The following is a 24,407-nucleotide window of genomic DNA, read 5'->3' on the forward strand; positions in this document are numbered from 1 at the left end:
AAGCGCGCTTCTATCAGCGTTCCAGCAGTTCGAAGGTCACTGCCTCGCCGCTCTTGGCCGACGCGCACACCCATATATCGAACAGACCCGGCTCCGCACCGAAGACGCACTTGTGGTTGGTGAAGGCCAGCGCATCGCGCTCCAGCGTGAACACCACGTCCTGGCTCTCGCCGGGCTGCAGCAATACCTTGCGAAACCCCTTGAGTTCGCGCACCGGGCGCACGCGACTGGCCACGCGATCGTGCACATACAACTGCACCACTTCCTCGCCTGCGACCTTGCCGGTGTTGCTGACGCGCGTGGTGATGGTCAGCGCCTCATCCCAGCCGAGTTGCGCCGCGCTCAACTGCGGCTGCGCATACGCAAACGTGGTGTAGCTCAAGCCATGCCCGAACGGATACAACGGCTCGTTGGGCATCTCGCGCCAACGCGCTTTGTACTCGGACAGGGTCGGCAATTCCGGGCGCCCGGTGCGCAAATGGTTATAGAAGTACGGCTGCTGCCCGGTCACCTGCGGGAAGCTGATCGGCAGACGCGCCGACGGGTTGTAGTCGCCGAACAACACATCGGCCACACCGGTCCCGGTCTGCGTGCCCAGGTACCAGGTCACGGCAATCGCGTCGGCATCGCGCACCGCACCACTCAAGGCCAGCGCGCGGCCATTGCGCAACAACACCACCATCGGGGTGCCGGTCGCTGCAATCGCTTCAGCCAGTGCCTGTTGCGCCGGCGGCAAGGTGATCTCGGTGCGCGATTGCGCCTCGCCACTGAAACGCTGCGGCTCGCCCAACGCCAGCACCACCACATCGGCCGCCTGCGCCGCATCGATCGCAGCGGAAATGCCACCCGGCAGCGCCTCTTCCAGTCCGCAGCCCGCCACCACGCTCAGATCCTCGGTGCCGACCACCGCACGCACGCCCTGCTCCAGGGTCACGTAGCGTTCCTTGTCGCCGAACAGGGTCCAGCAGCCCTCGATGTTTTCGCGGTCCTGCACGAACGGGCCGATCAACGCGATGCGCTGGCCGCTCTTCTTCAGCGGCAACACGCCGCCTTCGTTTTTCAACAGCACGATCGAGCGCCGCGCGGCATCGCGCGACAACGCATCGTGCGCCGGCAGATGCGTGGTGTCGGCTTCGCGCGCCGGGTCCAGCGAGCGATACGGATTGTCGAACAGCCCGATCGCTTCTTTGAGCTGCAGGATGCGCCGCACGCTGGCATCCAACGTGGCCATCGGCACCTCGCCGCTTTCCACCAGCGACGGCAGATGCGCGGCATAAAAGCCGCTTTGCATGCTCAGGTCCAACCCGGCCAGGAAGGCCTTCTTGGTCGCGTCGCGCTCATCGGCGGCATAGCCGTGCGCGATCAATTCCATGTCGGCGGTGTAATCGGAAATCACCACGCCGGGGAACTGCCATTCGCCGCGCAGGATCTGCGTCAGCAACTCGTGGTTGGCGCTGGCCGGCACGCCGTTGATGTCGTTGAAGGACGACATCACGGTCAACGCGCCGGCATCGAAGGCGGCCTTGAACGGCGGCAAGTGCACATCGCGCAAGGTCTGCGGCGCAATGTCGACGGTGTTGTATTCCATGCCTGCCGCCACTGCGCCATAGGCGGCGAAATGCTTGGGCGTGGCCAGCAGGCAATCGTGAGCGGTCAGGTCGCTGCCCTGGAACCCGCGCACACGGGCAGCGGCAAAGGCCGCGCCCAGCATCACGTCTTCGCCGGCACCCTCGGCACCACGGCCCCAGCGCTGGTCGCGCGCGATGTCCACGGCCGGCGCGTAGGTCCAGTGCAGGCCGGCAGCGGTGGCCTCGATCGCGGTGGCGCGCGCGGTGCGCTCGGCCAACGCCGGCTCGAAACTGGCCGCCTCGCCCAGCGGAATCGGGAACACCGTGCGCATGCCGTGGATCACGTCGGCGGCCAGGATCACCGGGATGCCCAGACGGCTCTCTTCCACGGCGACTTTCTGGATCTGCACGCCCAGCGCGGCGCCCACGCCATTGAACAGCGAGCCGACCCGACCCAAGCGCACCTGCTGCAACACCTCGTCGGCATTGAGCACATTGGCCTCGGGATTCACGTCCGGCGCGAACGGCCGCACCATGTCGGCGAACACACCCAACTGTCCGACCTTCTCTTCGACGGTCATCCGGGCAATCAGGGTTTCGATGCGATCAGCAGCCATGAGATCCTTGAGAAAACGTTTACATGGCCGTCAATTCTAGCCTGACGCGCCTGCGGGGAGGCAAGTTTTAAAGGCCGGGATTCGAGATTCGGGATTTGTAGAGGCCGGTTGCACGGCATGTTGCCCGCCGGAGCGGCAGCGGCGCAGCGCCTGGTCCACCGCAACCGTCGATACTCCGGGATCCACGCATGCAGCGATAAGCCAGCCAGGCGAGCGGTTCGCGACAATCAGGCGGCGCGTTCCCGCTCGATGATCACGCCCACCGCCTGCGCGCCGCGCACCGCCCCCGGCTTGCTCAGCTTCAACCGCAGCCAGTGCACGCCGAATTCGTCCAGCACGAGCGCCGCGCAGCGCTCGGCCAGCGTCTCCACCAGCCCGAAGTCCGAGGCTTGCACGAACTCGATCAAGCGCTTGCTCACCGCCTTGTAGTTCAGCGTATCGGCAATGTCGTCGCTGGCCGCCGGAATGCGGTTGTCGAATCCCATCTCCAGATCGAACCGCAAGGTCTGGCGAATGCGGCGCTCCCAATCGTAGATGCCGATCAGCGCATCGATGTCGAGACCTTCAATAAACACTTTATCCATGGGAGCCGGGATTTGGGATTGGGGAGTCGGGATTGGCAAGAGCAGGCAAACAGGCAAACAGGCAAACAGGCAAACAAGAGCAGAGCACACAAGAAACCGGGCTACGAATCCCCAATCCCCACTCCCGAATCCCGCGCCGCCGCCAGTGGCGGCAAGCCCGCCATATCCCACCGCGGTGTCACATGCACCGCCGCATCCGCATGCTCACCGGCCTGCAGTCGCAGCGCGCCGGCGAAGGCGATCATCGCGCCGTTGTCGGTGCACAAGGCCGGGCGCGGGAAACAGACCCGGCCGCCGCGGCGCTGGGCAGCCTCTTGCAGACGCGCGCGCAGGCGCTTGTTTGCGCCCACGCCGCCGGCCACGACCAAGGTGTCGCAGCCGGCCGCGTCCAGCGCGCGCAGGCACTTGATGGCCAGGGTGTCCACCACCGCGTCTTCGAAGCCGCGCGCGATGTCCGCCCGGGTGGTGTCGGACTGGTCGCTGGACCGCCAGGCCAGCAGCACCTGGGTCTTGAGCCCACTGAAACTGAAATCCAGGCCGGGCCGGTCGGTCATCGGCCGCGCGAACTTATAGCGCCCCGGCGTGCCGGTTTCGGCCAAGGCGGCCAGCTGCGGGCCGCCCGGGTACGGCAGGCCCATCATCTTGGCGGTCTTGTCGAAGGCTTCGCCGGCCGCATCGTCCAGCGTCTCGCCCAGCACTTGGTAGCTGCCCAGCGCCTTCACCGACACCAATTGGGTATGCCCGCCGGACACCAGCAAGGCCACGAACGGCGGCTGCGGCGGGTCGTCTTCCATCAATGGCGCCAGCAAGTGGCCTTCCATATGGTGCACGCCGATCGCCGGCACATCCAATGCCCAGGCCAGCGAGCGCGCCACGCCGGCACCGACCAACAATGCCCCGACCAGCCCCGGCCCGGCGGTGTAGGCCACACCATCCAGTTCGTCGATGCGCAGCCCGGCCTCGCCCAGGGTCTGGCGGATCAGCGGCAGCAACTTGCGCACGTGGTCGCGGCTGGCAAGCTCCGGTACCACGCCGCCGTATTCGGCATGCAGCGCGATCTGGCTGTAGACCGCATGCGCGCGCAGCGCCGGCACGCCGGACAATTCGGTGTCGTAGACCGCTACGCCGGTCTCATCGCACGATGATTCGATCCCAAGAACTTTCACGGCAGCTCGGCATGGGGAGATGCCGCTATTTTCGCAGCTTTTGCGCTGCGCAGACCGGCCGATGGCAAGATGCTGCACCGCCCTGCCGTGCCGGCCGCATATGGCCCGGGCGCATGCTTTATTCGCGTCGCGGCGGCAAATTCTGCCAGGGGCTTGCAGGTCGGCGGCAAGTCGTTATAATGCGCGGCTCGCCGGGGCAACCCGGAAATTCCGTCACGCGAGTCCGCTCGCACCCGCCCGGGGCTCCCGGACGGAAATCCCACTTCTGGAGAACACATGCCCAGCGTTAAAGTCCGCGAGAACGAGCCCTTCGAATTTGCGCTCCGCCGTTTCAAGCGCACCTGCGAAAAGGCCGGCGTGCTGGCCGAAACCCGCAAGCGCGAGTTCTATGAAAAGCCGACCCAGGAGCGTAAGCGTAAGGCTGCCGCTGCCGTGAAGCGTCAGCTGCGTCGTTCCTCGCGCGACGTCACCAAGCGTCAGCGCTTGTACTGATCGAACGCGGTTCCTTGCCGATGGGTCTGCGCAGAAGGCGCGACCTATCGGGAGCGAACCCAAGAGCCGGCACGCGCAAGCGTCGCCGGCTTTTTGTATTGGTCCGCCACGCGGTATTGCGCGGGAGACGTCAGGCAATCCGCGCGACGCGCGGCGAGGCATCTCTCCACGCACGCCCTGCCCCCCCGTTCGGCCGAGGTACCCAGCCCGATTGGGCGCCTTGGCCACCACTCGATACCTACACTCAGGAGTTACCGCATGTCCATGAAGCAGCAGCTCACCGATGACATGAAGGCCGCCATGAAGTCCGGCGACAAGCACAGCCTGGGCGTGATCCGGCTGATCAACGCCGCCATCAAGCAGAAGGAAGTGGACGAGCGCATCGAGATGGACGATGCCGCCGTGATCGCCGTGCTCGACAAGATGGTCAAGCAGCGCAAGGACTCGGTCACTCAGTTCGAAGCCGCCGCGCGCGATGACCTGGCGCAGATCGAGCGCGAGGAGATCGTGGTGATCGAGCGCTATCTGCCGGCCAAGATGGGCGAAGCCGAGATCGTGGCTGCCATCCGGGCCGCGATCTCCGAGACCGGGGCAAGCAGCCCGGCCGATATCGGCAAGCTGATGGGCGCGCTCAAGCCCAAGCTGGCCGGTCAGGCCGATATGGGCCTGGTCTCGACGTTGGTCAAGCAGCAGCTGGCAGGCTGATTGATCGCCGCAGCGCCCTGTGCCACGGACAGGGCACTGCGACGAGTGCGGCACTGCCTGCCGCATCACCGAGCGGCGTTTCCAGTGGAAGGCGGACCTCTTGACACGCAGTGATGTTGCAGGACGCCACTGGAGCGCCAAGGCCGTTGCACATCTACGACACGCAACGCATCAGGCAGGGCGCGCGCCCTCGTTCAAACGCGCATGGCCATGCATGCGGCCGAAGCGTTCTGCACAGTTTGCGTCCCTGTCGTCGCGTGGACTCCGGCAGTTCCAATCACGCGGCCCTACAGGTACATCGGCAACTGGCGCACATCGAATGAGCTGACAGACACACCGCGCGCGTTGCTCACGACGCGCAACAGACTGCGCGTACCAGGTGCACCGCCTGCTGCTTCGCCCATAACACGTGCGCGCTTTCACCCGTCCTTCGATCCGGCCCTGCTAGAACGTGGACGCCAGCGCAGGCATGGGCAAGGTCTTTCCGCATACCGACTTTGCCCTGACGTCGCCTCCGCGCCAACGGTATGCGCCAAGGATCCTCCCGCCGGTGACGACGCTTTCCTCCGCCTATCTGCACAAGCATCTGAGCCGTCTGCAGCGCAGCGTTCCGATGGCGCTGCTGAACCGCTTCATCGAGATCGACGTGATGACGCAGGCGGCGTCGTTGTCGTTCTACGCGCTGCTGTCGCTGGCCCCGTTGCTGGTGCTGCTGTTGTGGCTGACTGCCTCGCTCTATCCGCCAGCGCAAGAAGCATTGGTGCAGCAAATCGGGCAATTGGCCGGCGGCAGCGCGGCCGAAGTCGCGCAGACCGTCATTCGCAATGCCACCGATCAACCTGGCGTTGGCTCACTGGCCGGCGTATGGAGCACGCTATTGCTGTTCATCGGCGCCACGGCGGTGTTCGCGCAGCTGCAGAACGCCTTGAATTTGATCTTCCGCACCGACAAGCAACGCCTGGACGGCTTGATGGCCTGGCTGCAGAAGCGGGTGTTCTCGTTCGGGGTGATCCTGGCGCTGGGCTTCTTGCTGATCGTGTCGATGATTGCCACCACCGCGCTGCAGGTGGTCTTTGCGCGCCTGCCCTCGGTCCTGCCGGCAGTCGGTTACGTGACCACGCTGGCCCTGTACTCGCTGGCGTTCGCGTTCCTGTATCGCTACCTGCCCGATCGCACCGTCGACTGGCGCCAGGCGTTCCTGGGCGGGGTCATCACCGCGGTCTTGTTCGCGCTGGGCCGCTACGCCATCGGCGTGTACATCGCCACCGCAGCGCCGGGTAGCGCCTATGGTTCGATGGGGACATTGGTCATCCTGCTGGTGTGGATGTACTACGCCTCGGTGGTGTTCTTCGTCGGCGCCTTGATCACCGCGGTGATCGACGAGCGGGTGCGCTCGCATCGCAAGCTGCGCGAGGCGGGCGTGGACCCGGAGCATCCGCCGGTGATCGTGCCGCCTGCCGATGCAGCGCCTGCATCTTCAGCAGCGGAGTCGCAGGCGCTGCCACGCGGCTGAGGACTGCTGCAGTGCCTGCCTCGCCGGCCTCTTCGGCGGGGGCGACGAAGTGCTGGCAGGCCGCTGAGATATCCTAGCGGGATGGCCCGCATCCCCGACGCGTTTATCGACGAACTGCTTGCACGCACCGATATTGTCGAGGTGGTGGGCGGTCGCGTGCCGCTCAAGCGTCAGGGCAAGGAATATTCGGCGCGCTGCCCGTTCCATGACGAGCGTTCGGCCTCGTTCACGGTGTCGCCGACCAAGCAGTTCTATCACTGCTTCGGCTGTGGCGCGCACGGCACCGCAATCAGTTTCCTGATGAATTACGACCGCCTCGAATTTCTCGATGCGGTCGACGAGCTGGCCAAGCGCGCCGGCATGGAAATCCCGCGCGAGACCCAGCAGCGCACGCCGCAGCAGCAGGACGACAGCCGCGAGCTGTACTCGGCATTGGAAGCGGCCACCAAGTTCTTCCAGCGCCAGCTCGAGGGCAGCGAACGCGCCCGCGACTATCTGGACGGGCGCGGCGTGGATGCCGACAACCGCGCGCGTTTCCAGATCGGCTATGCGCCCGACGGCTACAGCGCATTGAAGGACACCCTGGGCACCGATGCGCGGCGCATGAGCGTGCTCGAGCGCGTCGGGCTGTTTTCCAAGAACGATCGCGGCCATGTGTACGACAAGTTCCGCGACCGGGTGATGTTCCCGATCTTCGACCGCCGCGGCCGCGTGATCGCCTTCGGCGGACGCACCATGGGCGCGCCGGCCGACGGCCGCGACCCGGGGCCGAAGTACCTCAATTCGCCGGAAACCGCGCTGTTCCACAAGGGCCGCGAGCTGTATGGTCTGTGGCAGGTGCGGCAGGCCAATCAGAAGATCGAGCGGCTGATCGTGGTGGAGGGCTACATGGACGTGGTCTCGCTGTTCCAGTTCGGTGTGACCCAGGCGGTGGCCACGCTGGGCACCGCCACCACGCCCGAACATGCCGAGCTGCTGTTCCGCAACGCGCCGGATGTGTATTTCTGTTTCGATGGCGACAACGCCGGGCGCAAGGCCGGCTGGCGCGCGCTCGAATCGGTGCTGCCGCGCATGAAGGATGGCCGCCAGGCGTTTTTCCTGTTCCTGCCCGATGGCGAGGACCCGGACACCATCGTGCGCAAGGAAGGCGCGCAGGCCTTCGATCAGCGCCTGAAACAGGCCACGCCGCTGTCGCAGTTCTTCTTCGACGAGATGTCGCGCGAGATCAACCTGCACACGCTGGACGGCAAGGCGCGCCTGGCCGAACGTGCGCGCCCGCTGTTGGCGCAAATCCCCGAAGGCGCGTTCGGCGATCTGATGAAACAGGAACTGGCGCGCCTGACCGGGGTTGGCGCCAGTTCGTCTGCGCAGCAGCCCGCACCCAGGCCGCGGCCGCCTGCCCGCATGGGCGCGCCCACGCAGAAACGCAGCCTGGTGCGTGCGTCCATCGCCATCCTGCTGCAACGGCCGTCATTGGCGATGAGCCTGGAAGGCGTGCATGATTTTTCCGGGCTGCGCCTGCCCGGGATCGACTTGTTGATGGAATTGCTGGACCTGGTCCGGCAACGCCCGGAAATCAGCACGGGCGCGCTGCTGGAGCACTTCGCCGAGCGCGAGGAACTCGCTGCCTTGCAGAAGCTGGCGGCGCAGGAACTTCCCGGCGACGAACACAGTTGGACGCTTGAGCTGCATGACGTCGTCGCGCAACTCGACAAGCAGTTGCTGCGTCAGCGCGTGGAAGAGCTGCAGGCCAAACAGCGCGCGCAAGGGCTGGACGACACCGACAAATACGAAATGCGCGAACTGCTCAAGGCGCTCGCAGCGTTGTGATGCAGCGCTGTGCGGCTGGACGCAGCGCAAGGCAATCGCGCACCGCCGGGCCGTTTCAGGCGCGAACGCTGGCGTCGATGCCACAGGCAAGGCCTGCACGCATCGTAGAATGGTCCATACCAGGCGCAAGATCGCGCGCTACCGTTGGATCTCGATGAAGAAGCTGCTGGCGCGGTTGCGCATTGACCCCTTCACCCTCGCGCTGCTGTGCACGGTCGCACTGGCCTCGTTTCTCCCGGTCTCGGGTACGGCCGCTGCAGTCATGGACGATGTCACCGACGTGGCGATCGCGGCGCTGTTCTTCCTGCACGGCGCGCGGCTGTCGCGCGAAGCGGTCAAGGCCGGCGCGTTGCACTGGCGCCTGCATCTGGTGATTCTGGGCTGCACCTTCGTACTGTTCCCGTTACTTGGGCTGTTGTTCAAACCACTGGCGCATCTGGTACTGACGCCGGAGCTGTATGTCGGCGTGCTGTTCCTGTGCGCGCTGCCGTCCACGGTGCAGTCCTCGATCGCGTTCACATCGATGGCGCGCGGCAATGTGCCGGCCGCGGTCTGCGCGGCTTCGCTTTCCAGCCTGCTGGGCGTGTTTTTCACCCCGTTGCTGATGGGCGCACTGGTCGGCAGCCAAGGCGCGATGGCGCATCCGGCCGAGGCGATCGGCAAGATCCTGCTGCAATTGCTGGTGCCGTTTCTGGCCGGCCATTTCATGCGCCCGTGGATCGGCGGCTGGGTCGAACGCCATCGCGCCGTGCTGCGTTACACCGATCAAGGCACCATTCTGCTGGTGGTCTATACCGCCTTCAGCGCATCGGTGAACGAAGGGCTGTGGCAGAAGACGCCGCTGCCTGCGCTGCTGGCGGTACTCGGTGCTGCAGCGTTGTTGCTGGCCATGGCGATGCTTTCGATCACCTGCATCGCGCGGCGCCTGCACTTCAGCCGCGCCGATGAAATCGCCATCGTCTTCTGCGGCTCGAAAAAGAGTTTGGCCACCGGCGTGCCGATGGCCAAGGTGATGTTTGCCGGCGGCGGGCTGGGCGCGATCGTGTTGCCGATCATGCTGTATCACCAGCTGCAGCTGATCGTCTGCGCCGTTGTGGCCGCACGTTATGCGCGCGGTGCCTCTAACCAGCCGCAAGGCGCAGCCGAGCGCCATTGACGATGCGCCGCGCCAGCGCCTGCCCGCTGCGCATTGCGTAACAGCAATTCGCATCGCCGCAAATCCGGGTTGTAAGCAGATGTACAACGGTTATGACGCACTCCGGCCCTGGCCCGCCAACGGTCGCTAGAGTGCGTGATCGACCTTCTGCCGCCCCACGGTGATTTGCCATGACGCTGTCGCTGCGACGCCCTTCTCCATCTTTGATCGCGCTGCTGGCAGTGCTGGCTGCGCTGACCGCCTGCAACAAGCCAGCACCGCCTGCGGCGCCCGCACAGCCCAAGACAGCGTCCACGCCGGCAGCCGCTGCCGGCATCGCCTGGCGCGAGGGCGATGTGGAAGACGCTTTTGCCGAAGCCAGGGACAGCGGCAAGCCGATCCTGTTGTATTGGGGCGCGGCCTGGTGCCCGCCCTGCAATCGCCTCAAGGCCACGCTGTTCAAGGATCCGGCCTTCATCGCGCGCACCCAGCAGTTCGTAGCCGTGCACCTGGACGGCGATTCGGAGGGCGCGCAGGCCTGGGGCGAGCGCTTCGGGGTCAAGGGCTACCCCACCATCATCGTGCTGCGCCCGGATCGCAGCGAAATCACCCGGCTGGCCGGCAATGCCGATAACGCACGCCTGGCCGAGGTGTTGCGGGTTGCGGCCAAGAGCACCAGCACCGCCCAGCAATTGCTCGACAAGGCGCTGCACACGCCACAACAGCTCAGCGCGGACGACTGGGCCGTACTTGGCAACTACGCCTGGGGCACCGACGACCGGCTGGTCAAACCCGATGACGCCGCCGACGTGCTCACCCGGCTCTCGGCATCGGCGCCACAGCCGGCACTGCAGCGCAGCTTCGCCCTGGCCGCCATCAGTGCCGCCAAACACCCACCGGCTGCCAGCAGCGCCAATCGCACACTGCTGGAAACGGTGTTGGCCGACCCGGCAGAAGTGCGCGCCAATCTCGGCACGCTGAACTATGTGCCGGCGCGCCTGGTCACCGCCGCCAGCAATGAAGCCGGCGTGCGCAGCACGCTCTCCAACGCACTGAATCAGGCCTTGGACAAGGTCTACGCCGATCCTTCATTGCCGATTTCCGACCGGCTTGGCACCGCGTATGCGCGCATCCAGCTGGCACGCCTGGCACAAGGCCAGCCCACCGAAACCCAAGCCGAAGGCCCGCAACCGCCGCTACCGAAAGACGTGGTGGAGGTCGTGCACCAACGCGTGCAGTGGGCCACCGACACCGCCAAGACCGACGAGGAGCGCCAATCCACCATCAGCACGGCCGCCGCGTTGCTGAGCGAGGTCGGCGATCGCAGCGCGGCAGAGCAATTGCTGCTGGCCGAGTTGTCGCGCAGCAAGACGCCGTACTACTACATGCCTGAGCTGGCGGATCTTGCCGAACAACGCGGCGACAAGAAGACCGCCCTGTTGTGGCTCAAACGGGCCTACGACAGCGCGCAAGGCCCCGCCACACGCGTGCAGTGGGGCGTGATGTACGTGGATGGGCTGATCCGGCTCAGCCCGGACGACACTGCCGGCATCGAGAGCGCGGCCGCCCAGGTGATCGGCGAGTTGGCCGGTCAACCGGATGGTTACCGGCAACGTACCCGTCAGCGCTTCACCACCCTCGGCACCGCACTGAAGACCTGGAGCAAGCAGCACCGCCGCGAAGGCAGCGCAGTGCTGGCACGTCTGCAACAGAAAATGCAGTCCAGCTGCGACAGCAAAACTACCAGCGAGTGCGCCAGTTGGCTGAGTTGAGTCGTCACAGCGCTGCCGTGTGCTGGCAACGCGTGATGATCAGAAGCTTGCAAGCGGCAAACCGCGGCGGCGCCTGCTGAGGTGGACGCCCCTGGTGACCTCGACGCGCCGCACGCGGCGCCTCATCCGGCGATCTTTCGCCACGCGCCGCAGGCGCGCTATAGACGTGATTTATCCATACGCTGGTTGCCACGCAGTCCGTGGCGGCAGACCTACCGCGGTGCCGCTCGTCCTATCGCAGCGACTAGCGCACCCACGGCAGCAGCAGATGGTCGACCATCAGGAAGGCGAACAACGCCATCAGGTACACGATGGAGTACCCGAACATCTTCATCGAGAACAGTTCGTCCGGCGGGTTCAGCATGCGCCACGCGTACCAGAGGAACACCGTATTGAGCACGACCGCACCGCCCAGATAGAACACCCCGCTCATGCCCACCGCCACTGGCGCCAAGGTCACGATCGCCAGCAACACGGTGTAGACCAGAATCTGCTTGCGCGTATGCGGCACCCCATGGGTCACCGGCAACATCGGGATGGCCGCCTTGGCGTAATCGGCGCGACGAAAGATTGCCAACGCCCAGAAATGCGGCGGTGTCCAGATGAAGATGATCAGCACCAGCAGCGAGGCATTGATCCAGTCGGCGCTGGTCGGCAGCCCGGTCACAGCGGCCCAGCCCAGCATCGGCGGCGTGGCGCCGGCCAGGCCGCCGATCACGATGTTCTGGGAGGTCGCGCGCTTCAGGTAGACGGTGTAGATCACCGCATACCCGATCAGCGAGGCAAAGGTCAGCACGGCGGTGATGACATTCACCCACACCACCAGAATGGTCATGGAGATCACGATCAGCACGCCGGCGAACACCAGCACCTGCCAGGGCCGCACCTTGCCCACCACCAGCGGGCGCCATGAGGTACGCGCCATCTGTGCGTCGATCTTGGCGTCGAGCAATTGGTTGATCGCTGCCGCCGCTGAAGCCGCCAGCCAGATGCCCAGGAAGCCCAGTGCGCCGGTGCGTACCTGCACCCAGGTCGGCATGTCGGGAATGGCCAGGAACATGCCCACCAACGCGGTGAACACGATCAGTGCCACCACCTTGGGTTTGGTCAGATCCCAATAATCGCGTGCGCTGACGGCCATGCTCACTCCGGCGCGCGCAGCCGCGCCAGCAGCGAGACCAGCACGAACAACAACGCCACCGCCCCGCCGTTATGCATGACCGAGACCTCCAGCGGCAGCGCCAGCTTCACGTTGAGCATGCCCAGCGTCACCTGCACGGCGACCAGCAGCGCAAGCGCCGCAGCCCACACCCGCATCCCCGGCGACCGCGACAAGCGCCAGGCCAGCCACCATAAGTACAACGCGGTCGCAATCGCCCACAGCCGGTGCGCCATCTGGATGGCGATACGCGCCGCGCCATCCAGCACACCGCCTTCGTAATCCACCCCGATGCCGCGCCACAGCGTGAAACCTTCACGGAAATCGTGTGGCGGCCACCACTGGCTGACGCAACGCGGAAAATTGTCGGCCGACCAGCTGCCGCCGCCACACGCCAGCGCGGCGTAGTTGGCGCTGACCCAGCCACCGAGCGCGATCTGCAGACCCAGCACTGCCACGCCCAGGCGCAGCAGCCACTTCAAGCGCGAGGCGTCGGCCAGGGTGATCGGCAGATGCGTCGCACGCCAGGCCATCCACACCAGCAGCGAGAACATCAGCATGCCGCCCAGCAGGTGCCCCATCACCACGATCGGCTTGAGCAGCAACGTCACCGTCCACATGCCCAGCAACGCCTGGAAGATCACCACCGCCAGCGTCAGCACCGCTGCACGCGCCAGATCGATATTGCTCCAGCGCAATGCCGCCAGCAGCAGGATGGCCTCGCCGGCGATCGCCACACCGAAGGCCACGGCATGCCAGCCGGACATGTAGAGCGGAATCGACAACGCCACCAGCAGCGCGGCCGACACCACCTGGGCAATGCCCATGCGACGGCGACGCACCGCCAGCAACGACAAGACCAGCACTTCCACGCCCAACGCACCGGCCAGGAAGCGGTGGACCTGTTCGCGCCAGGCCTTGTGCGATTCCAGCGGGCGGATCTTGCTGGCCACGTGCGTGTTGGCTTCGTCGCTGGTCTGCGGCCAGGTCACGCGGCCGTAGCAGGTCGGCCAGTCCGGGCAGCTCATGCCGGCATCGGACAAGCGGACGAACGACCCGAACAAAATCGTGCTCGCAGTGAACAGCGCGGCCAGCCAGGCCATGCGATGGAAGTGACAGAACAACGCCGGTGGCGCAAACAGGTTCATCGAAACGGGCTCACATCAGTTTCAGCAGCTTGACCAGATCCGACCGCAAGCCAGCCGGGTCGAAACCGGGGGCGTAACGCAGGATCACAAAGCCATTAGGGTCGATCACATATACCGGCACGCCGGCCGCATCGGTGCCGCGCGGCAATGCCTGGCGCAAGGGGGCATCGTCGCGTAGCACGCGCAATTCGGGCATCGGCCGCAGCCCGGCCGGCGGCGTACCGATCCACAGCACCTCCACCTTGTCGGCACGATGCCCGAGCAGTTGCCACACCTTGTCCAGCGCTGCGGCCAACGCCACGCACTGCTGCGTGCAATCGGCCGGCGGCGCCACTGCAATGCGCCAGATGCGCTCGCTCGGCGCCCACGCATAGGGCTGCCCGTTCGCACGTACCGGCACCAGCGCCCGCAGATCTGCGGGCGGCTTCAGCAGTTCGCCGTTGTTGCGCATGGAAGCCGGCTGCCATCCGGAGAAGCGCAGCACGCCGGCCAGCAACATCGAGCCGAAGAACAGCACTGCCAGGGCAATCAGCATCCTGCGGCCGCGTTTGACCGAATGCGGCGTGGCCGATGTGGAGGAGGTCATGCCTGCGATTTTCTCATGCCGCAGGCGTCAGTGCCTGCGGCGGCGGCGGCGCGCACGCCATGTCAGCAGCGTTGCGGCCGCCAGGACCGCGGCGGCCAGCCCGAACCATTGCACCGCATAACCCAAGTGCCGCGCGGGTGGCAGCGTGTTTGGCAGCATGTCCAGATCGCGTGTGTAGCCAACCGGCAGTGCAGGGTCCAGGCGCAAGACCTGCGACGAAATGTCGCGCCTGCCAAGCGTGCTGCGTAGGGCCTGCAGATCCAGTCGGGTGGCCAGCCAGGTCTGCGCCGCAGCCCCCGGCGCCAGCGCCGGCCCGATCGCCAATCCCGCCGACGGCGGTGCGCTCAAGAGTCCCTGCACCGTCTGCACGCCTTTCAGCGCAACGATGCCGGGCAACTGCCGATCAGCCGGCAATGGCAGCCAGCCCAGATCAACCAGCACGCCTGTCGATACGCCTTCTGGCGCTGCCAGTTGATACACGCGCACGCCGGCACGCCCGTCGTGCAGCTGATTGTCCAGCAAGACCAGTTGCGGCAGGAAGCGAACGCTTCCACGCACCCATGCCAACTCATTCGGCGTCGCCAGCGCCTGTGCCAAGGGCAGCGTGGTGTCTCGCACATGTGCGGCACGGTCCAGCAAGGCTTGCTTGCTATGCATCCGCTGCAATTGCCAATGCCCAAGCGCCGCAAAACCCGCGCTCACCAGCAGCGCCAGACACCAGCCAAACACCGCCGTGTGCTTGCGCGTCATGACAAGCGACGCAAAAAGGCGTGCAATGCCATCACCACGCCGACTGCACCCGGGGCTGTTGTGAACGATTCGCTCAAGACGCTGCTGATTGTCGCCTTCCTGATCGTGATCCTATGGAACCTGGGCGCCGGCCTCTACTACCTGCTGACCGACCGCGGCCAGACCAAGCGCACCGTCAACGCCCTGACCTGGCGCATCGGCCTATCGGTGGCGTTGATCGCCATCGTGATCCTCGGCATCTATACCGGCTGGATCAAGCCGCATGGGCTCGGTCGCTGAGGAGCCGGGATTGGGGATTCGGCATTCGGGATTCGTAAGAGCAAAAGCGGATCGCTCTTGCGAATCCCGAATCACTAATCCCGCATCCCCGCCCTCAGAGGACATACACAAACAAAAACAGCGCCAGCCACACCACGTCGACGAAGTGCCAGTACCACGCAGCCGCTTCGAAAGCGAAGTGGTTGTCGCGGCTGAAGTGCCCTTTCGCCGCGCGCAGCCACATCACTGCCAACATGATCGTGCCCAGCAGCACGTGCATGCCGTGGAAGCCGGTCAGCATGAAGAAGGTCGAACCGTAGATGCCCGAGCCCAGCGTGAGATTGAGCTCGGTATAGGCGTGGATGTATTCCTCGGCCTGCAGGAACAGGAACACGCAGCCCAGCAGCACGGTCAACCCCAGCCATAACAAGAGCGCGCCACGGCGCCCGCCCTTGAGTGCGTGGTGGGCGATGGTCAAGGTCACGCCGGAGCTGAGCAGGATCAGCGTATTGACCAGCGGCAGGCCCCAGGCCGGGATGGTCTGGAACTGCCCACCGATCGTGCCCGGGCCATTGGTCGGCCAGGCAGCGGAATAGCCATTCCACAGCAGCTCGTTGGTCATCACGCCGTCGCCTTCCCCGCCCAGCCAGGGCAGCGTCAGCACACGCGTGTAGAACAGCGCACCGAAGAAAGCGCAGAAGAACATCACCTCGGAGAAGATGAACCACACCATCCCCATGCGGAACGAGCCATCCACCTGGCGGTTGTAATGCCCGGCATTGGATTCGCGGATGACATCGCCAAACCACATGAACAACGTCGCCAGCAGCATCGCCACACCGGCGAAGAAGGTCCAGCGCCCCCATGCGGCGTCGTTAAGCCAGCTGGCCACGCCAATCATCATCACGAACATCGCAATCGACCCGACAAAGGGCCATTTGCTCTGGCTCGGGACGAAATACGCATCGGCGTTGGGACTGTGATCGGCCATGGCGTTGCTTCCGTGTCGTGGTGCGTGTGGATGAAGGATCAGGGTGCGGCGCGCGGCGCGGCAGACATGCCGCCGCCCTGCAGTTCCGAGGTCAGCGCGTCGTTGCGATAGAACGTGTAAGACAGGGTAATCGTGGTGACTTCCGGCGGCAGTGCGGGGTCGACGATGAAACGCAGCGGCATGTCGCGCGTTTCGCCGGCCTGCAAGGTCTGCGCGGTAAAGCAGAAGCACTCGGTCTTGTTGAAGTAGCCAGAGGCACGCGCAGGTGCAACCGAAGGCACCGCACTGCCCACTACCGCACGCGCGCCATCGTTGCGCGCGAAATACAGCGCCTCGTTGAGCTCGCCCGGCACCACATCCATCGTCATCTGTTCGGGATGGAAGGTCCACGGCAATTTGGAATTGACCCCGCCGTCGAATTCCACGCGCACCGTGCGCTTGCCGGCGGCAGGTGGCGTGCCCGCGCTTGCGCGCGTGCTGCCAGGCGCACGCTCCATGCGGATGCCAAACACTTTCTCGCAGGCGATACGGTAGAGCGGCACCAGGGAAAACGTCAGCACGAACACGCCCAGTACCACGCCCAGCAGCTTGAACAAGCCGGCCGTCGGTGCATGTGCGGGCGCGCGTGCACTCACCGCCCGATGACTCCCGAGGCGATGAAGCCTGCATAGATCAGCAACGCGATGATGCCGACCGTGATTGCGGTACGGCGTACTGCACGGCGCTGCTGCGCCTGCCGTTCCGCAGCAGATAGCAGACGCGTCACCGCCGGCTCCGAGGCGGACTCAGTGGCCGATGTCTTCATGCGCAAGATCTCCAGGCTTGATCACCGGCGGCACGGTGAAGGTATGCGCCGGGGCAGGTGACGGCACCGTCCATTCCAGGCCCTTGGCACCTTCCCAGGAGCGCGCCTGTGCACGCGCGCCACTCCGCAACGAGGACAGCAGGATCGCAGCCATCAGGAACGGCGTGACGAACATGCCGAACGCACCGATCGAACTGACCAGATTCCAGTCGGCGAACACCACGTTGTAGTCGGGAATGCGCCGCGGCATGCCGGCCAAGCCCAGGAAGTGCTGCGGGAAGAACAGCAGGTTGACGAACACCATCGTCCACCAGAAGTGCACCTTGGCCCAGGTCTCGTTGTACATCCGCCCGGTCCACTTGGGCCACCAGTAGTACACCGCCGCAATCAGCGCGAACACCGCACCGGTCACCAGCACGTAGTGGAAATGGGCCACCACGAAGTAGGTGTCGTGATACTGGAAATCCGCCGGCACGATCGCCAGCATCAAGCCGGAAAAACCACCGATGCTGAAGAGGATCACGAACGCCACGGCCCACAACATCGGCGATTCGAAGGTCAGCGAGCCTTTCCACATCGTGCTGACCCAGTTGAACACCTTCACCCCGGTCGGGATGGAGATCAGCATGGTGGCGAACATGAAATAGATTTCGCCACCGAGCGGCATGCCCACGGTGAACATGTGGTGCGCCCAGACGATAAAGCTCAGGAACGCGATCGCTGCGATGGCGTACACCATCGCCTGATAACCGAACAGCGGCTTGCGGCTGAAGGTCGGGATGATTTCGCTGACCACGCCGAACGCCGGCAAGATCATGATGTACACCTCCGGGTGCCCGAAGAACCAGAAGATGTGCTGGTACATCACCGGGTCGCCGCCGCCGGCCGCGTTGAAGAAACTGGTGCCGAAGAACTTGTCGGTCAGCAACATCGTCACTGCGCCGGCCAGCACCGGCATCACCGCGATCAGCAGGAACGCAGTGATCAGCCAGGCCCAGCAGAAGATCGGCATCTTCAGCAGATCGATGCCCGGCGCGCGCATGTTGAGAACGGTGGCAATGATGTTGATCGCGCCCATGATCGAACTGACGCCGGCCACGTGGATCGCAAACACACTGAAGGCCACGTTGTAGCCGCCCTGCAGCGACAGCGGGGGGTACAGCGTCCAGCCACCGGCTGGCGCGCCACCCGGCAGGAACAGCGTCAGCAGCAGCAGGGTAAAGGCGACCGGCAACAACCAGAACGACCAGTTGTTCATGCGCGGCAATGCCATGTCCGGTGCACCGATCTGCAACGGGATCATCCAGTTGGCCAAACCGACGAAGGCCGGCATCACGCCGCCGAAGATCATCACCAGTGCATGCACGGTGGTCATCTGGTTGAAGAATTCCGGTTTGACGAACTGCAAGCCGGGCTGCATCAATTCGGCGCGAATCACCACGCTCATCGCCGCGCCGATGATGAACATGACGAAGGAAAACAGCAGGTACAGCGTGCCGATGTCCTTGTGATTGGTCGAAAAGAACCAGCGCTCGACGAAACCGGGCTGGTGGTGTCCGTGGTGATCGACTGCGGTGTGCGCCATGACGGAACGACCTCTGCGAAGCGAGCGGTTGCGGGCGATTAGAGAGCGGCGGTCGGTGTTGCGGCCTGGGCCGGTACTGCGGCAGGCGCGGCGTCACCTGCCGGAGCGGCCGGTGCACTGGCCGGCGTCGGCGCGGCGGCTGGCACCGCAGGCGCCGCTCCCGGCGCTGTGCCCGACGCACGACGACGCGACGCCAGCCAGCGCTGGAAGTCAGCCTTGGGCAGCGCCTCCACCACGATCGGCATGAAGCCATGATCCTTGCCGCACAACTCGGCGCACTGCCCGCGATACACGCCCGGTTGCTCGATGTTGGTCCAGGCTTCGTTGACGATGCCGGGAATCGCGTCTTGCTTCCATCCCAGCGCTGGCACCCACCAGGCATGGATCACATCGTCGGCAGTAATCACGAAGCGGATCTTGGTATTGACCGGCAACACCAGGCGGTTGTCGACATCCAGCAGATAATGCGGCTGCGAGGCCGCGGTGGGGCGCTCGCCGCTTTGGCGGATGCGATCGGATTCGCGTGCCAGGCGACTGGTGAATTCCACGCCCTGGCCCAGATATTCGTATTTCCACATCCACTGATAGCCGGTCACCTTGACCGTCATTTCCGATTCTCGGGTGTCGTACATCGCGATCAGTTTTGCCGTCGCCGGCCACGCCATCGCGATCAGCACCAGGACCGGGATCACCGTCCACAGCGCTTCTGCGGTGGTGTTGTGACTGAATTGCGCGGCCACCGCGCCCTTGGACTTGCGGAACTTGAACATCGCATAGCCCATCGCCGAGAACACCAGCGCGCCAATCACCACGCACACCCACAGCGCCACCATGTGCGCCTCGTAGGCCATGCGCGCGGTCTGGGTCACCCCGCGCCCCATGTTGAGCTGCCATTCCTTTGGATCGGCCGATTGCGCCCAGGCCACGGGCGCGCTCAGCAGCGCCGCCATCGCCAGGCCTACTTGTGTGCAGGTGTTGATCGACTTCCAGCTGCTGCGTTGCGTCATTGCCTAGACCCTTACGTCATCGGTGACGGCCATTGGCGGCCGCGAGCAAGCGTTTGAGCGTCGTTGCCAGTTCCACACGTTCGGCCGGCCCGAGAAAACTTCCGATCTCGATCTGCTTGCCGCTGCTGACCAGCAACACCCTGTCATCGCGTTCTATACAAAGCCGCACCCAATGCGGATGTGCCTGAAACGCTGGTGGCGCATGCCCGGACGGAAACACCTCGACAACGGCCTCCCCCACCCGGATCGCTTCTTCGCGCTCGCCACTTCGCCACAATTGCCGTAGCGCCAGCGCCACCACACCACTGTGCACCAGGGCAAAAACCGGCGCGAACGCATTGCCGGTCCACCACCCCAGGCCTGCAAATAACCACATCGTTCCCGCCAACACTGCGAACAGCTGCACGAATTGCCTGGCCGACAGGGCCCGCGGAGGCCGCAACCGCAGCTGCGTCCCAACCCCTTCGGACATCAACGGCAGCACTTCGATCATAAACAGCACGCAGCGCACTGCGGGAATAGCCCGATGGTAGACCCGCGCCGACGCATGCGGCAAGCATTTCCGGCGATCAAAAATTTGCTGCAGTGCAGCTAAAAGTGCGCATAAATCAATCACTTCCAAGTCGCACGACGATCGTCGTGCAGACATCCCGCGCCGCGCACCTGCGCCGGCGGCATGCACAAAACGGCGGGAAAGCCGCCGCTTCCACACAAGTGCGCAAGCCGTTTGGCTCACTAGAATGAGCACGGAATCCAAGGCACCTTTCGCATGAACGCTCAGCTCGACCCGCTTGCCTCCACCTCAGTTGCGCGCCCGCTGCTGGGGCCCGAACTGCCCGCCGCACCTGGCGCATTGCGTGCCGCCATCACCGCGGCCTGGCTCAAGGACGAAACCGAGCACGTGCGTGAATTGCTCGACCAGGCACGCCTGCCTGCCGCTGAGCAAGCCAAGGTGCAGGCGATCGCTGCCGATCTGGTTACCCATGTGCGGGCGCGTGCGCAGGACCAGGGCGCCATCGAAGCCTTCATGCGCCAATACGACCTGGGCAGCGAAGAGGGCGTGCTGCTGATGTGCGTGGCCGAGGCGCTGCTGCGCATTCCCGACCAGGACACTGCCGACAAGCTGATCCGCGACAAGCTTGGCGATGCGGATTGGAAGAAGCATATGGGCGGCAGCGATTCGGTGCTGGTCAACGCTTCCACCTGGGGCCTGATGCTGACCGGTCGGTTGGTGCAGCTCAATGACCTCACCCGCGCCGATGTGCCGGGCGCCTTCAAGCGCCTGATCGGCCGCGTCGGCGAGCCGGTCATTCGCCTGGCCGTGCGCCAGGCCATGAAGATCATGGGCCATCAGTTCGTCATGGGCCGCACCATCGGCGAGGCGCTGTCGCGTTCGCGCAAGGGCGACAACGCCGACTACCGTTATTCGTTCGACATGCTTGGCGAAGGCGCGCTCACCATGAAGGATGCGCAGCGCTATCTGCAGGCGTATCGGGATGCGATTCATGCGATCGGCCGCAGCGGCAGCTTCGTCGGTACCGATGTCTTTGCCGCGCCCAGCATCTCGATCAAGTTGTCGGCGCTGTATCCGCGTTACGAGCATGCCAAGCGCGCCCGCGTGATGGCAGAGCTGGTGCCGGGCGTGCTGGAACTTGCGCAGTTGGCCAAGTCGTACGGCATCGGCTACACCGTCGATGCCGAGGAAGCCGACCGGCTGGAACTATCGCTGGACATCATCGAGGCCACCTTCTCCGACCCGTCGTTGGATGGCTGGGAAGGCTATGGCCTGGCCGTGCAGGCCTATCAAAAACGCACGCCGTACACGATCGATTTTCTTGCCGATCTGGCGCGCCGTGTCGGGCGACGCATTCCGGTGCGCCTGGTCAAGGGCGCGTACTGGGACGCAGAGATCAAGCGCGCGCAGATCGAAGGGCATCCCGGCTATCCGGTGTTTACGCGTAAGCAGAACACCGACGTGTCGTACCTGGCATGCGCACGTCGCATGTTCGCGCACAGCGACGCGCTCTACCCGATGTTCGCCACGCACAACGCGCAGACCATTGCAGCGGTACGTGCGATCGCGGCAGGCAAGACCTACGAGCACCAGAAATTGCACGGCATGGGCGATGACCTGTATGCCGAAGTGATTCCTGCCGATCGTCTCGACCTGCCATGCCGCGTCTATGCGCCGGTCGGCTCGCACGAAGATCTGCTGCCGTATCTGGTGCGACGTTTGCTCGAAAATGGCGCCAATTCCAGCTTCGTCAATCGCATCACCGACGAGGATGTCGCCATCGAAGACCTCATCCGCGACCCGGTCGAGGCGGTGACGTCTTTTACTTCCATCCCGCATCCCAAGATTCCACTGCCAGCCGATTTGCTGCGTAGCCAGAACCAGAACAGGAAAAACTCCATGGGCGCCAATCTCGCCAACGACAACGATCTGCGCCAGCTGGCCGAGCAACTCAACGCCGCGATCAAACCGTGGAAGGCCGCGCCCCTGGTGCCTGGTGCGCTGATCAGCACGCCCAGCCAAGCGGTGTTGAATCCGGCAGATCGCCGCGAGACGGTTGGACAGTGGCACCCGGCCGATCCGGACACCGTCCAGAAGTCGCTGGCCAGCGCTGCGGCCGCGCAACCGGCCTGGAATCGCACACCTGCAGCGAGTCGCGCCACCATCCTGGAACATGCAGCTGATCTGCTCGAAACGCGCATGTCCGAGTTCATGGCGATCTGCGTCAAGGAAGCCGGCAAGACACTGCCCGACGCAGTGGCCGAAGTCCGCGAGGCCGTCGATTTCCTGCGCTACTACGCCGGCCAGGCGCGTGCGCAGTTCGGTGCCCCGGAGCGCCTGCCCGGACCGACCGGCGAATCCAACGAGCTGCAGCTTCACGGGCGTGGCGTCTTTGTCTGCATCAGTCCGTGGAACTTCCCGTTGGCGATCTTCCTCGGTCAGGTCGCCGCAGCGCTGGCGGCTGGCAACACGGTCATCGCCAAACCAGCCGAGCAGACCAACCTGGTTGGCTTTGCAGCGGTCAAGCTGCTGCACGAAGCCGGCGTACCGGAAGCGGCTGTGCAGTTCCTGCCAGGTGATGGCGCTACCGTTGGTGCTGCGCTGACCAACGACCCGCGCGTTGCCGGCGTTGCATTCACCGGTTCTACCGAAACCGCACGCATCATCAACCGCACCCTGGCCGCACGCGATGCTGCCATCGGCGTCTTGATCGCCGAAACCGGCGGCCAGAACGCCTTCATCGCCGACTCGTCCTCGCTGCCCGAAGCGGTGGTCAAAGACGCCATTTCCAGTGCCTTCATCTCGGCCGGGCAGCGCTGCTCCGCGGCGCGCGTCCTATTCGTCCAGGACGACATCGCCGACAAGGTCATGACGATGCTGGCCGGTGCGATGGGTGAGTTGAAGATCGGCGATCCGGGCCTGCTCTCGACCGACGTTGGCCCCGTCATCGATGCTGATGCCCTCAAGATTCTCGACGATCACGCTGCACGCATGGATCGGCAAGCGCGTCTGATCGGCAGCACCGCCCTGGACGGTAGCACCGCACACGGGAGCTTTTTCGCTCCACGCGCCTATGAGCTGACATCGCTGTCCCAGCTGCAGCGGGAAATTTTCGGGCCGGTGCTGCACGTGATTCGCTGGAAAGCCGACCAGCTCGATGCCGTCATCGAGCAGATCAACGCGACCGGTTACGGCCTCACGTTGGGTGTCCACTCGCGTATCGATGAGACGATCGACCGCATTACCTCGCGCGTGGCGGTAGGCAACGTCTACGTCAATCGCAACCAGATCGGCGCCGTGGTCGGCGTACAACCGTTCGGCGGCCAGGGCCTGTCCGGCACCGGCCCCAAGGCCGGCGGCCCGCATTACCTGCTGCGTTTCGCAACCGAGAAAGTCGTCACCGTCAACACCACTGCGGCAGGCGGCAATGCCTCGCTATTGACCTTGGGTGACTAATACCGCCCAGCAGATGCTGGCGTCTGCCCGCTGATCGGTTCGTCATTACCGATTGCAGCCAGATGTACCGTCGGCACACCAACAAAAACCCCGCTCATGCGGGGTTTTTGTTGGTGGCTGGCGCAGCTTTTCAGATTGTCAGTCGTGGAGGGTAGCCCAACGATCCAAAGCATCGCTCACAGCTCGGCGAACAAGGGGTGGGCCTTCGTGGCGCACGTCGCCAGCTATTCGAATCGACGGCTCCCAGGCGGGCGCCCTCATGGTGCACGTTGCTGAATTCGATCCAAGAGTTATCGGACACCTTCACCGCGTGTCGTGTTACCTCTGATGCCTTGCATCTGGTCTCATCAAGGATGTGGGAAACATCGCAGATGCCGTGATCGATCCGCTCTACGCTGTCTTTGTATTGAGGATATGCCGGCAAGGACGTCGGCTGCGTGAGGCTGCTCTGGGCAATGTCTATTATCGGCTACAGCGACTGCCGCACCACGCGTTTGGCATTGGCCAGGGGAGTGACGACCAGAGAGGCGGAGCCCGCCCCTCTTTCAAGGCATTTGCGAGTACTGCGTTGCAAGGCTTCGTGCCAACACGCGTGCGGGACGCTTGGCTTGGCTCTGTTGCCACGAGCAGGGCGATCTCGGTGCCGAGGCGCCGATCAGCAAGCGGCGCAAATGCGCCAACTCCCCCCTTGACGCAGCAACGGCGTGGCGGGATGTAAGTCGCGTTGCGCGAAGTGCTGTCCAGTCCTCAAATTCGGCGCAAAAAG

The 24,407-nt window shown here is 64.6% G+C and carries 21 protein-coding genes; 8 read left to right on the forward strand and 13 right to left on the reverse strand.

The window, feature by feature from the left end:
- Nucleotides 1–13: 13 nt before the first annotated feature.
- The 3 genes from J7360_RS00435 to tsaD all read right to left on the reverse strand — a co-directional run bounded on the left by J7360_RS00435 (nucleotide 14) and on the right by tsaD (nucleotide 3,935).
- The gene (locus tag J7360_RS00435) at nucleotides 14–2,185 is read right to left on the reverse strand and encodes a glycoside hydrolase family 3 N-terminal domain-containing protein (RefSeq protein WP_057658664.1); all 2,172 of its coding nucleotides are present in this window, start codon (nucleotides 2,183–2,185) and stop codon (nucleotides 14–16) included.
- Between the two features lie 227 nt (nucleotides 2,186–2,412).
- A complete protein-coding gene (folB, locus tag J7360_RS00440; RefSeq protein ID WP_003484603.1) occupies nucleotides 2,413–2,769 on the reverse strand; it encodes a dihydroneopterin aldolase in 357 nt (118 codons plus the stop codon).
- 101 nt (nucleotides 2,770–2,870) lie between these two features.
- Nucleotides 2,871–3,935 carry a tRNA (adenosine(37)-N6)-threonylcarbamoyltransferase complex transferase subunit TsaD gene (tsaD, locus tag J7360_RS00445; protein WP_057658666.1) on the reverse strand — a complete coding sequence of 355 codons (1,065 nt, stop codon included), beginning with the start codon at nucleotides 3,933–3,935 and terminating at the stop codon, nucleotides 2,871–2,873.
- A 276-nt stretch (nucleotides 3,936–4,211) separates the two neighbouring features.
- Between tsaD and rpsU the strand changes: the two genes are divergently transcribed.
- From rpsU to J7360_RS00475, 6 genes are all read left to right on the forward strand, one after another.
- Nucleotides 4,212–4,427 carry a 30S ribosomal protein S21 gene (rpsU, locus tag J7360_RS00450; RefSeq protein ID WP_002808376.1) on the forward strand — a complete coding sequence of 72 codons (216 nt, stop codon included), beginning with the start codon at nucleotides 4,212–4,214 and terminating at the stop codon, nucleotides 4,425–4,427.
- Nucleotides 4,428–4,685: 258 nt separating this feature from the next.
- Nucleotides 4,686–5,132 carry a GatB/YqeY domain-containing protein gene (locus tag J7360_RS00455; protein WP_005911504.1) on the forward strand — a complete coding sequence of 149 codons (447 nt, stop codon included), beginning with the start codon at nucleotides 4,686–4,688 and terminating at the stop codon, nucleotides 5,130–5,132.
- Between the two features lie 469 nt (nucleotides 5,133–5,601).
- A complete protein-coding gene (locus tag J7360_RS00460; protein WP_022560170.1) occupies nucleotides 5,602–6,645 on the forward strand; it encodes a YihY/virulence factor BrkB family protein in 1,044 nt (347 codons plus the stop codon).
- A gap of 81 nt (nucleotides 6,646–6,726) precedes the next feature.
- Nucleotides 6,727–8,475, forward strand: coding sequence for a DNA primase (dnaG, locus tag J7360_RS00465; protein ID WP_057658668.1), 1,749 nt, complete (start codon nucleotides 6,727–6,729; stop codon nucleotides 8,473–8,475).
- 109 nt (nucleotides 8,476–8,584) lie between these two features.
- Complete coding sequence (locus tag J7360_RS00470; RefSeq protein ID WP_033481321.1) at nucleotides 8,585–9,631, forward strand: bile acid:sodium symporter family protein; 1,047 nt, start codon at nucleotides 8,585–8,587, stop codon at nucleotides 9,629–9,631.
- 170 nt (nucleotides 9,632–9,801) lie between these two features.
- Nucleotides 9,802–11,382 carry a thioredoxin family protein gene (locus J7360_RS00475; protein WP_007973573.1) on the forward strand — a complete coding sequence of 527 codons (1,581 nt, stop codon included), beginning with the start codon at nucleotides 9,802–9,804 and terminating at the stop codon, nucleotides 11,380–11,382.
- A gap of 244 nt (nucleotides 11,383–11,626) precedes the next feature.
- On the opposite strand, the gene cyoE is transcribed toward J7360_RS00475, so the two are convergent.
- From cyoE to J7360_RS00495, 4 genes are read right to left on the reverse strand one after another with little or no spacing between them, the layout of a single operon-like run.
- The gene (gene cyoE, locus J7360_RS00480) at nucleotides 11,627–12,523 is read right to left on the reverse strand and encodes a heme o synthase (RefSeq protein ID WP_057658670.1); all 897 of its coding nucleotides are present in this window, start codon (nucleotides 12,521–12,523) and stop codon (nucleotides 11,627–11,629) included.
- Nucleotides 12,524–12,525: 2 nt separating this feature from the next.
- On the reverse strand, nucleotides 12,526–13,689 hold the full coding sequence (locus tag J7360_RS00485; RefSeq protein ID WP_057658672.1) for a COX15/CtaA family protein: 1,164 nt from the start codon (nucleotides 13,687–13,689) through the stop codon (nucleotides 12,526–12,528).
- 10 nt (nucleotides 13,690–13,699) lie between these two features.
- Nucleotides 13,700–14,275 carry a hypothetical protein gene (locus tag J7360_RS00490; RefSeq protein ID WP_209033034.1) on the reverse strand — a complete coding sequence of 192 codons (576 nt, stop codon included), beginning with the start codon at nucleotides 14,273–14,275 and terminating at the stop codon, nucleotides 13,700–13,702.
- Nucleotides 14,276–14,302: 27 nt separating this feature from the next.
- Nucleotides 14,303–15,025, reverse strand: coding sequence for an SURF1 family protein (locus J7360_RS00495; RefSeq protein ID WP_057658674.1), 723 nt, complete (start codon nucleotides 15,023–15,025; stop codon nucleotides 14,303–14,305).
- Between the two features lie 60 nt (nucleotides 15,026–15,085).
- On the opposite strand from J7360_RS00495, the gene J7360_RS00500 reads away from it, so the two are divergent.
- Nucleotides 15,086–15,304 carry a twin transmembrane helix small protein gene (locus J7360_RS00500; RefSeq protein ID WP_003484642.1) on the forward strand — a complete coding sequence of 73 codons (219 nt, stop codon included), beginning with the start codon at nucleotides 15,086–15,088 and terminating at the stop codon, nucleotides 15,302–15,304.
- 94 nt (nucleotides 15,305–15,398) lie between these two features.
- On the opposite strand, the gene J7360_RS00505 is transcribed toward J7360_RS00500, so the two are convergent.
- From J7360_RS00505 to J7360_RS00530, 6 genes are read right to left on the reverse strand one after another with little or no spacing between them, the layout of a single operon-like run.
- Nucleotides 15,399–16,274 carry a cytochrome c oxidase subunit 3 gene (locus J7360_RS00505; protein WP_022560174.1) on the reverse strand — a complete coding sequence of 292 codons (876 nt, stop codon included), beginning with the start codon at nucleotides 16,272–16,274 and terminating at the stop codon, nucleotides 15,399–15,401.
- A 38-nt stretch (nucleotides 16,275–16,312) separates the two neighbouring features.
- On the reverse strand, nucleotides 16,313–16,909 hold the full coding sequence (locus J7360_RS00510) for a cytochrome c oxidase assembly protein (protein WP_057658676.1): 597 nt from the start codon (nucleotides 16,907–16,909) through the stop codon (nucleotides 16,313–16,315).
- Nucleotides 16,906–17,079 (reverse strand): hypothetical protein, encoded by a 174-nt coding sequence (locus tag J7360_RS00515; RefSeq protein WP_003484652.1) that lies wholly within the window; start codon nucleotides 17,077–17,079, stop codon nucleotides 16,906–16,908. The genes J7360_RS00510 and J7360_RS00515 overlap by 4 nt, the downstream gene beginning before the upstream one ends.
- Entirely contained in the window at nucleotides 17,060–18,664 is a 1,605-nt protein-coding gene (ctaD, locus tag J7360_RS00520; RefSeq protein WP_005911527.1) for a cytochrome c oxidase subunit I, read from the reverse strand. The genes J7360_RS00515 and ctaD overlap by 20 nt, the downstream gene beginning before the upstream one ends.
- 38 nt (nucleotides 18,665–18,702) lie before the next feature.
- A complete protein-coding gene (coxB, locus tag J7360_RS00525) occupies nucleotides 18,703–19,671 on the reverse strand; it encodes a cytochrome c oxidase subunit II (RefSeq protein WP_057658680.1) in 969 nt (322 codons plus the stop codon).
- Nucleotides 19,672–19,687: 16 nt separating this feature from the next.
- On the reverse strand, nucleotides 19,688–20,164 hold the full coding sequence (locus tag J7360_RS00530) for a DUF2244 domain-containing protein (protein ID WP_017157717.1): 477 nt from the start codon (nucleotides 20,162–20,164) through the stop codon (nucleotides 19,688–19,690).
- 276 nt (nucleotides 20,165–20,440) lie between these two features.
- Between J7360_RS00530 and putA the strand changes: the two genes are divergently transcribed.
- Nucleotides 20,441–23,641, forward strand: a complete 3,201-nt coding sequence (gene putA, locus J7360_RS00535) for a bifunctional proline dehydrogenase/L-glutamate gamma-semialdehyde dehydrogenase PutA (protein WP_057658682.1) — start codon at nucleotides 20,441–20,443, stop codon at nucleotides 23,639–23,641.
- The last annotated feature ends 766 nt before the right edge of the window (nucleotides 23,642–24,407 follow it).

Source organism: Xanthomonas sp. D-99 (genome assembly GCF_017746145.1).
Classification (GTDB): domain Bacteria; phylum Pseudomonadota; class Gammaproteobacteria; order Xanthomonadales; family Xanthomonadaceae; genus Xanthomonas; species Xanthomonas cissicola.

Bases quoted from the DNA above. Each gene is read 5' to 3' on its own strand.
- J7360_RS00435 (WP_057658664.1), bottom strand. From the start codon at position 2,185: ATGGCTGCTGATCGCATCGAAACCCTGATTGCCCGGATGACCGTCGAA.
- folB (WP_003484603.1), bottom strand. From the start codon at position 2,769: ATGGATAAAGTGTTTATTGAAGGTCTCGACATCGATGCGCTGATCGGC.
- rpsU (WP_002808376.1), top strand. From the start codon at position 4,212: ATGCCCAGCGTTAAAGTCCGCGAGAACGAGCCCTTCGAATTTGCGCTC.
- J7360_RS00455 (WP_005911504.1), top strand. From the start codon at position 4,686: ATGTCCATGAAGCAGCAGCTCACCGATGACATGAAGGCCGCCATGAAG.
- J7360_RS00460 (WP_022560170.1), top strand. From the start codon at position 5,602: ATGGGCAAGGTCTTTCCGCATACCGACTTTGCCCTGACGTCGCCTCCG.
- dnaG (WP_057658668.1), top strand. From the start codon at position 6,727: ATGGCCCGCATCCCCGACGCGTTTATCGACGAACTGCTTGCACGCACC.
- J7360_RS00470 (WP_033481321.1), top strand. From the start codon at position 8,585: ATGGTCCATACCAGGCGCAAGATCGCGCGCTACCGTTGGATCTCGATG.
- J7360_RS00475 (WP_007973573.1), top strand. From the start codon at position 9,802: ATGACGCTGTCGCTGCGACGCCCTTCTCCATCTTTGATCGCGCTGCTG.
- cyoE (WP_057658670.1), bottom strand. From the start codon at position 12,523: ATGGCCGTCAGCGCACGCGATTATTGGGATCTGACCAAACCCAAGGTG.
- J7360_RS00485 (WP_057658672.1), bottom strand. From the start codon at position 13,689: ATGAACCTGTTTGCGCCACCGGCGTTGTTCTGTCACTTCCATCGCATG.
- J7360_RS00490 (WP_209033034.1), bottom strand. From the start codon at position 14,275: ATGACCTCCTCCACATCGGCCACGCCGCATTCGGTCAAACGCGGCCGC.
- J7360_RS00495 (WP_057658674.1), bottom strand. From the start codon at position 15,025: ATGACGCGCAAGCACACGGCGGTGTTTGGCTGGTGTCTGGCGCTGCTG.
- J7360_RS00505 (WP_022560174.1), bottom strand. From the start codon at position 16,274: ATGGCCGATCACAGTCCCAACGCCGATGCGTATTTCGTCCCGAGCCAG.
- J7360_RS00515 (WP_003484652.1), bottom strand. From the start codon at position 17,079: ATGAAGACATCGGCCACTGAGTCCGCCTCGGAGCCGGCGGTGACGCGT.
- ctaD (WP_005911527.1), bottom strand. From the start codon at position 18,664: ATGGCGCACACCGCAGTCGATCACCACGGACACCACCAGCCCGGTTTC.
- coxB (WP_057658680.1), bottom strand. From the start codon at position 19,671: ATGACGCAACGCAGCAGCTGGAAGTCGATCAACACCTGCACACAAGTA.
- J7360_RS00530 (WP_017157717.1), bottom strand. From the start codon at position 20,164: ATGATCGAAGTGCTGCCGTTGATGTCCGAAGGGGTTGGGACGCAGCTG.
- putA (WP_057658682.1), top strand. From the start codon at position 20,441: ATGAACGCTCAGCTCGACCCGCTTGCCTCCACCTCAGTTGCGCGCCCG.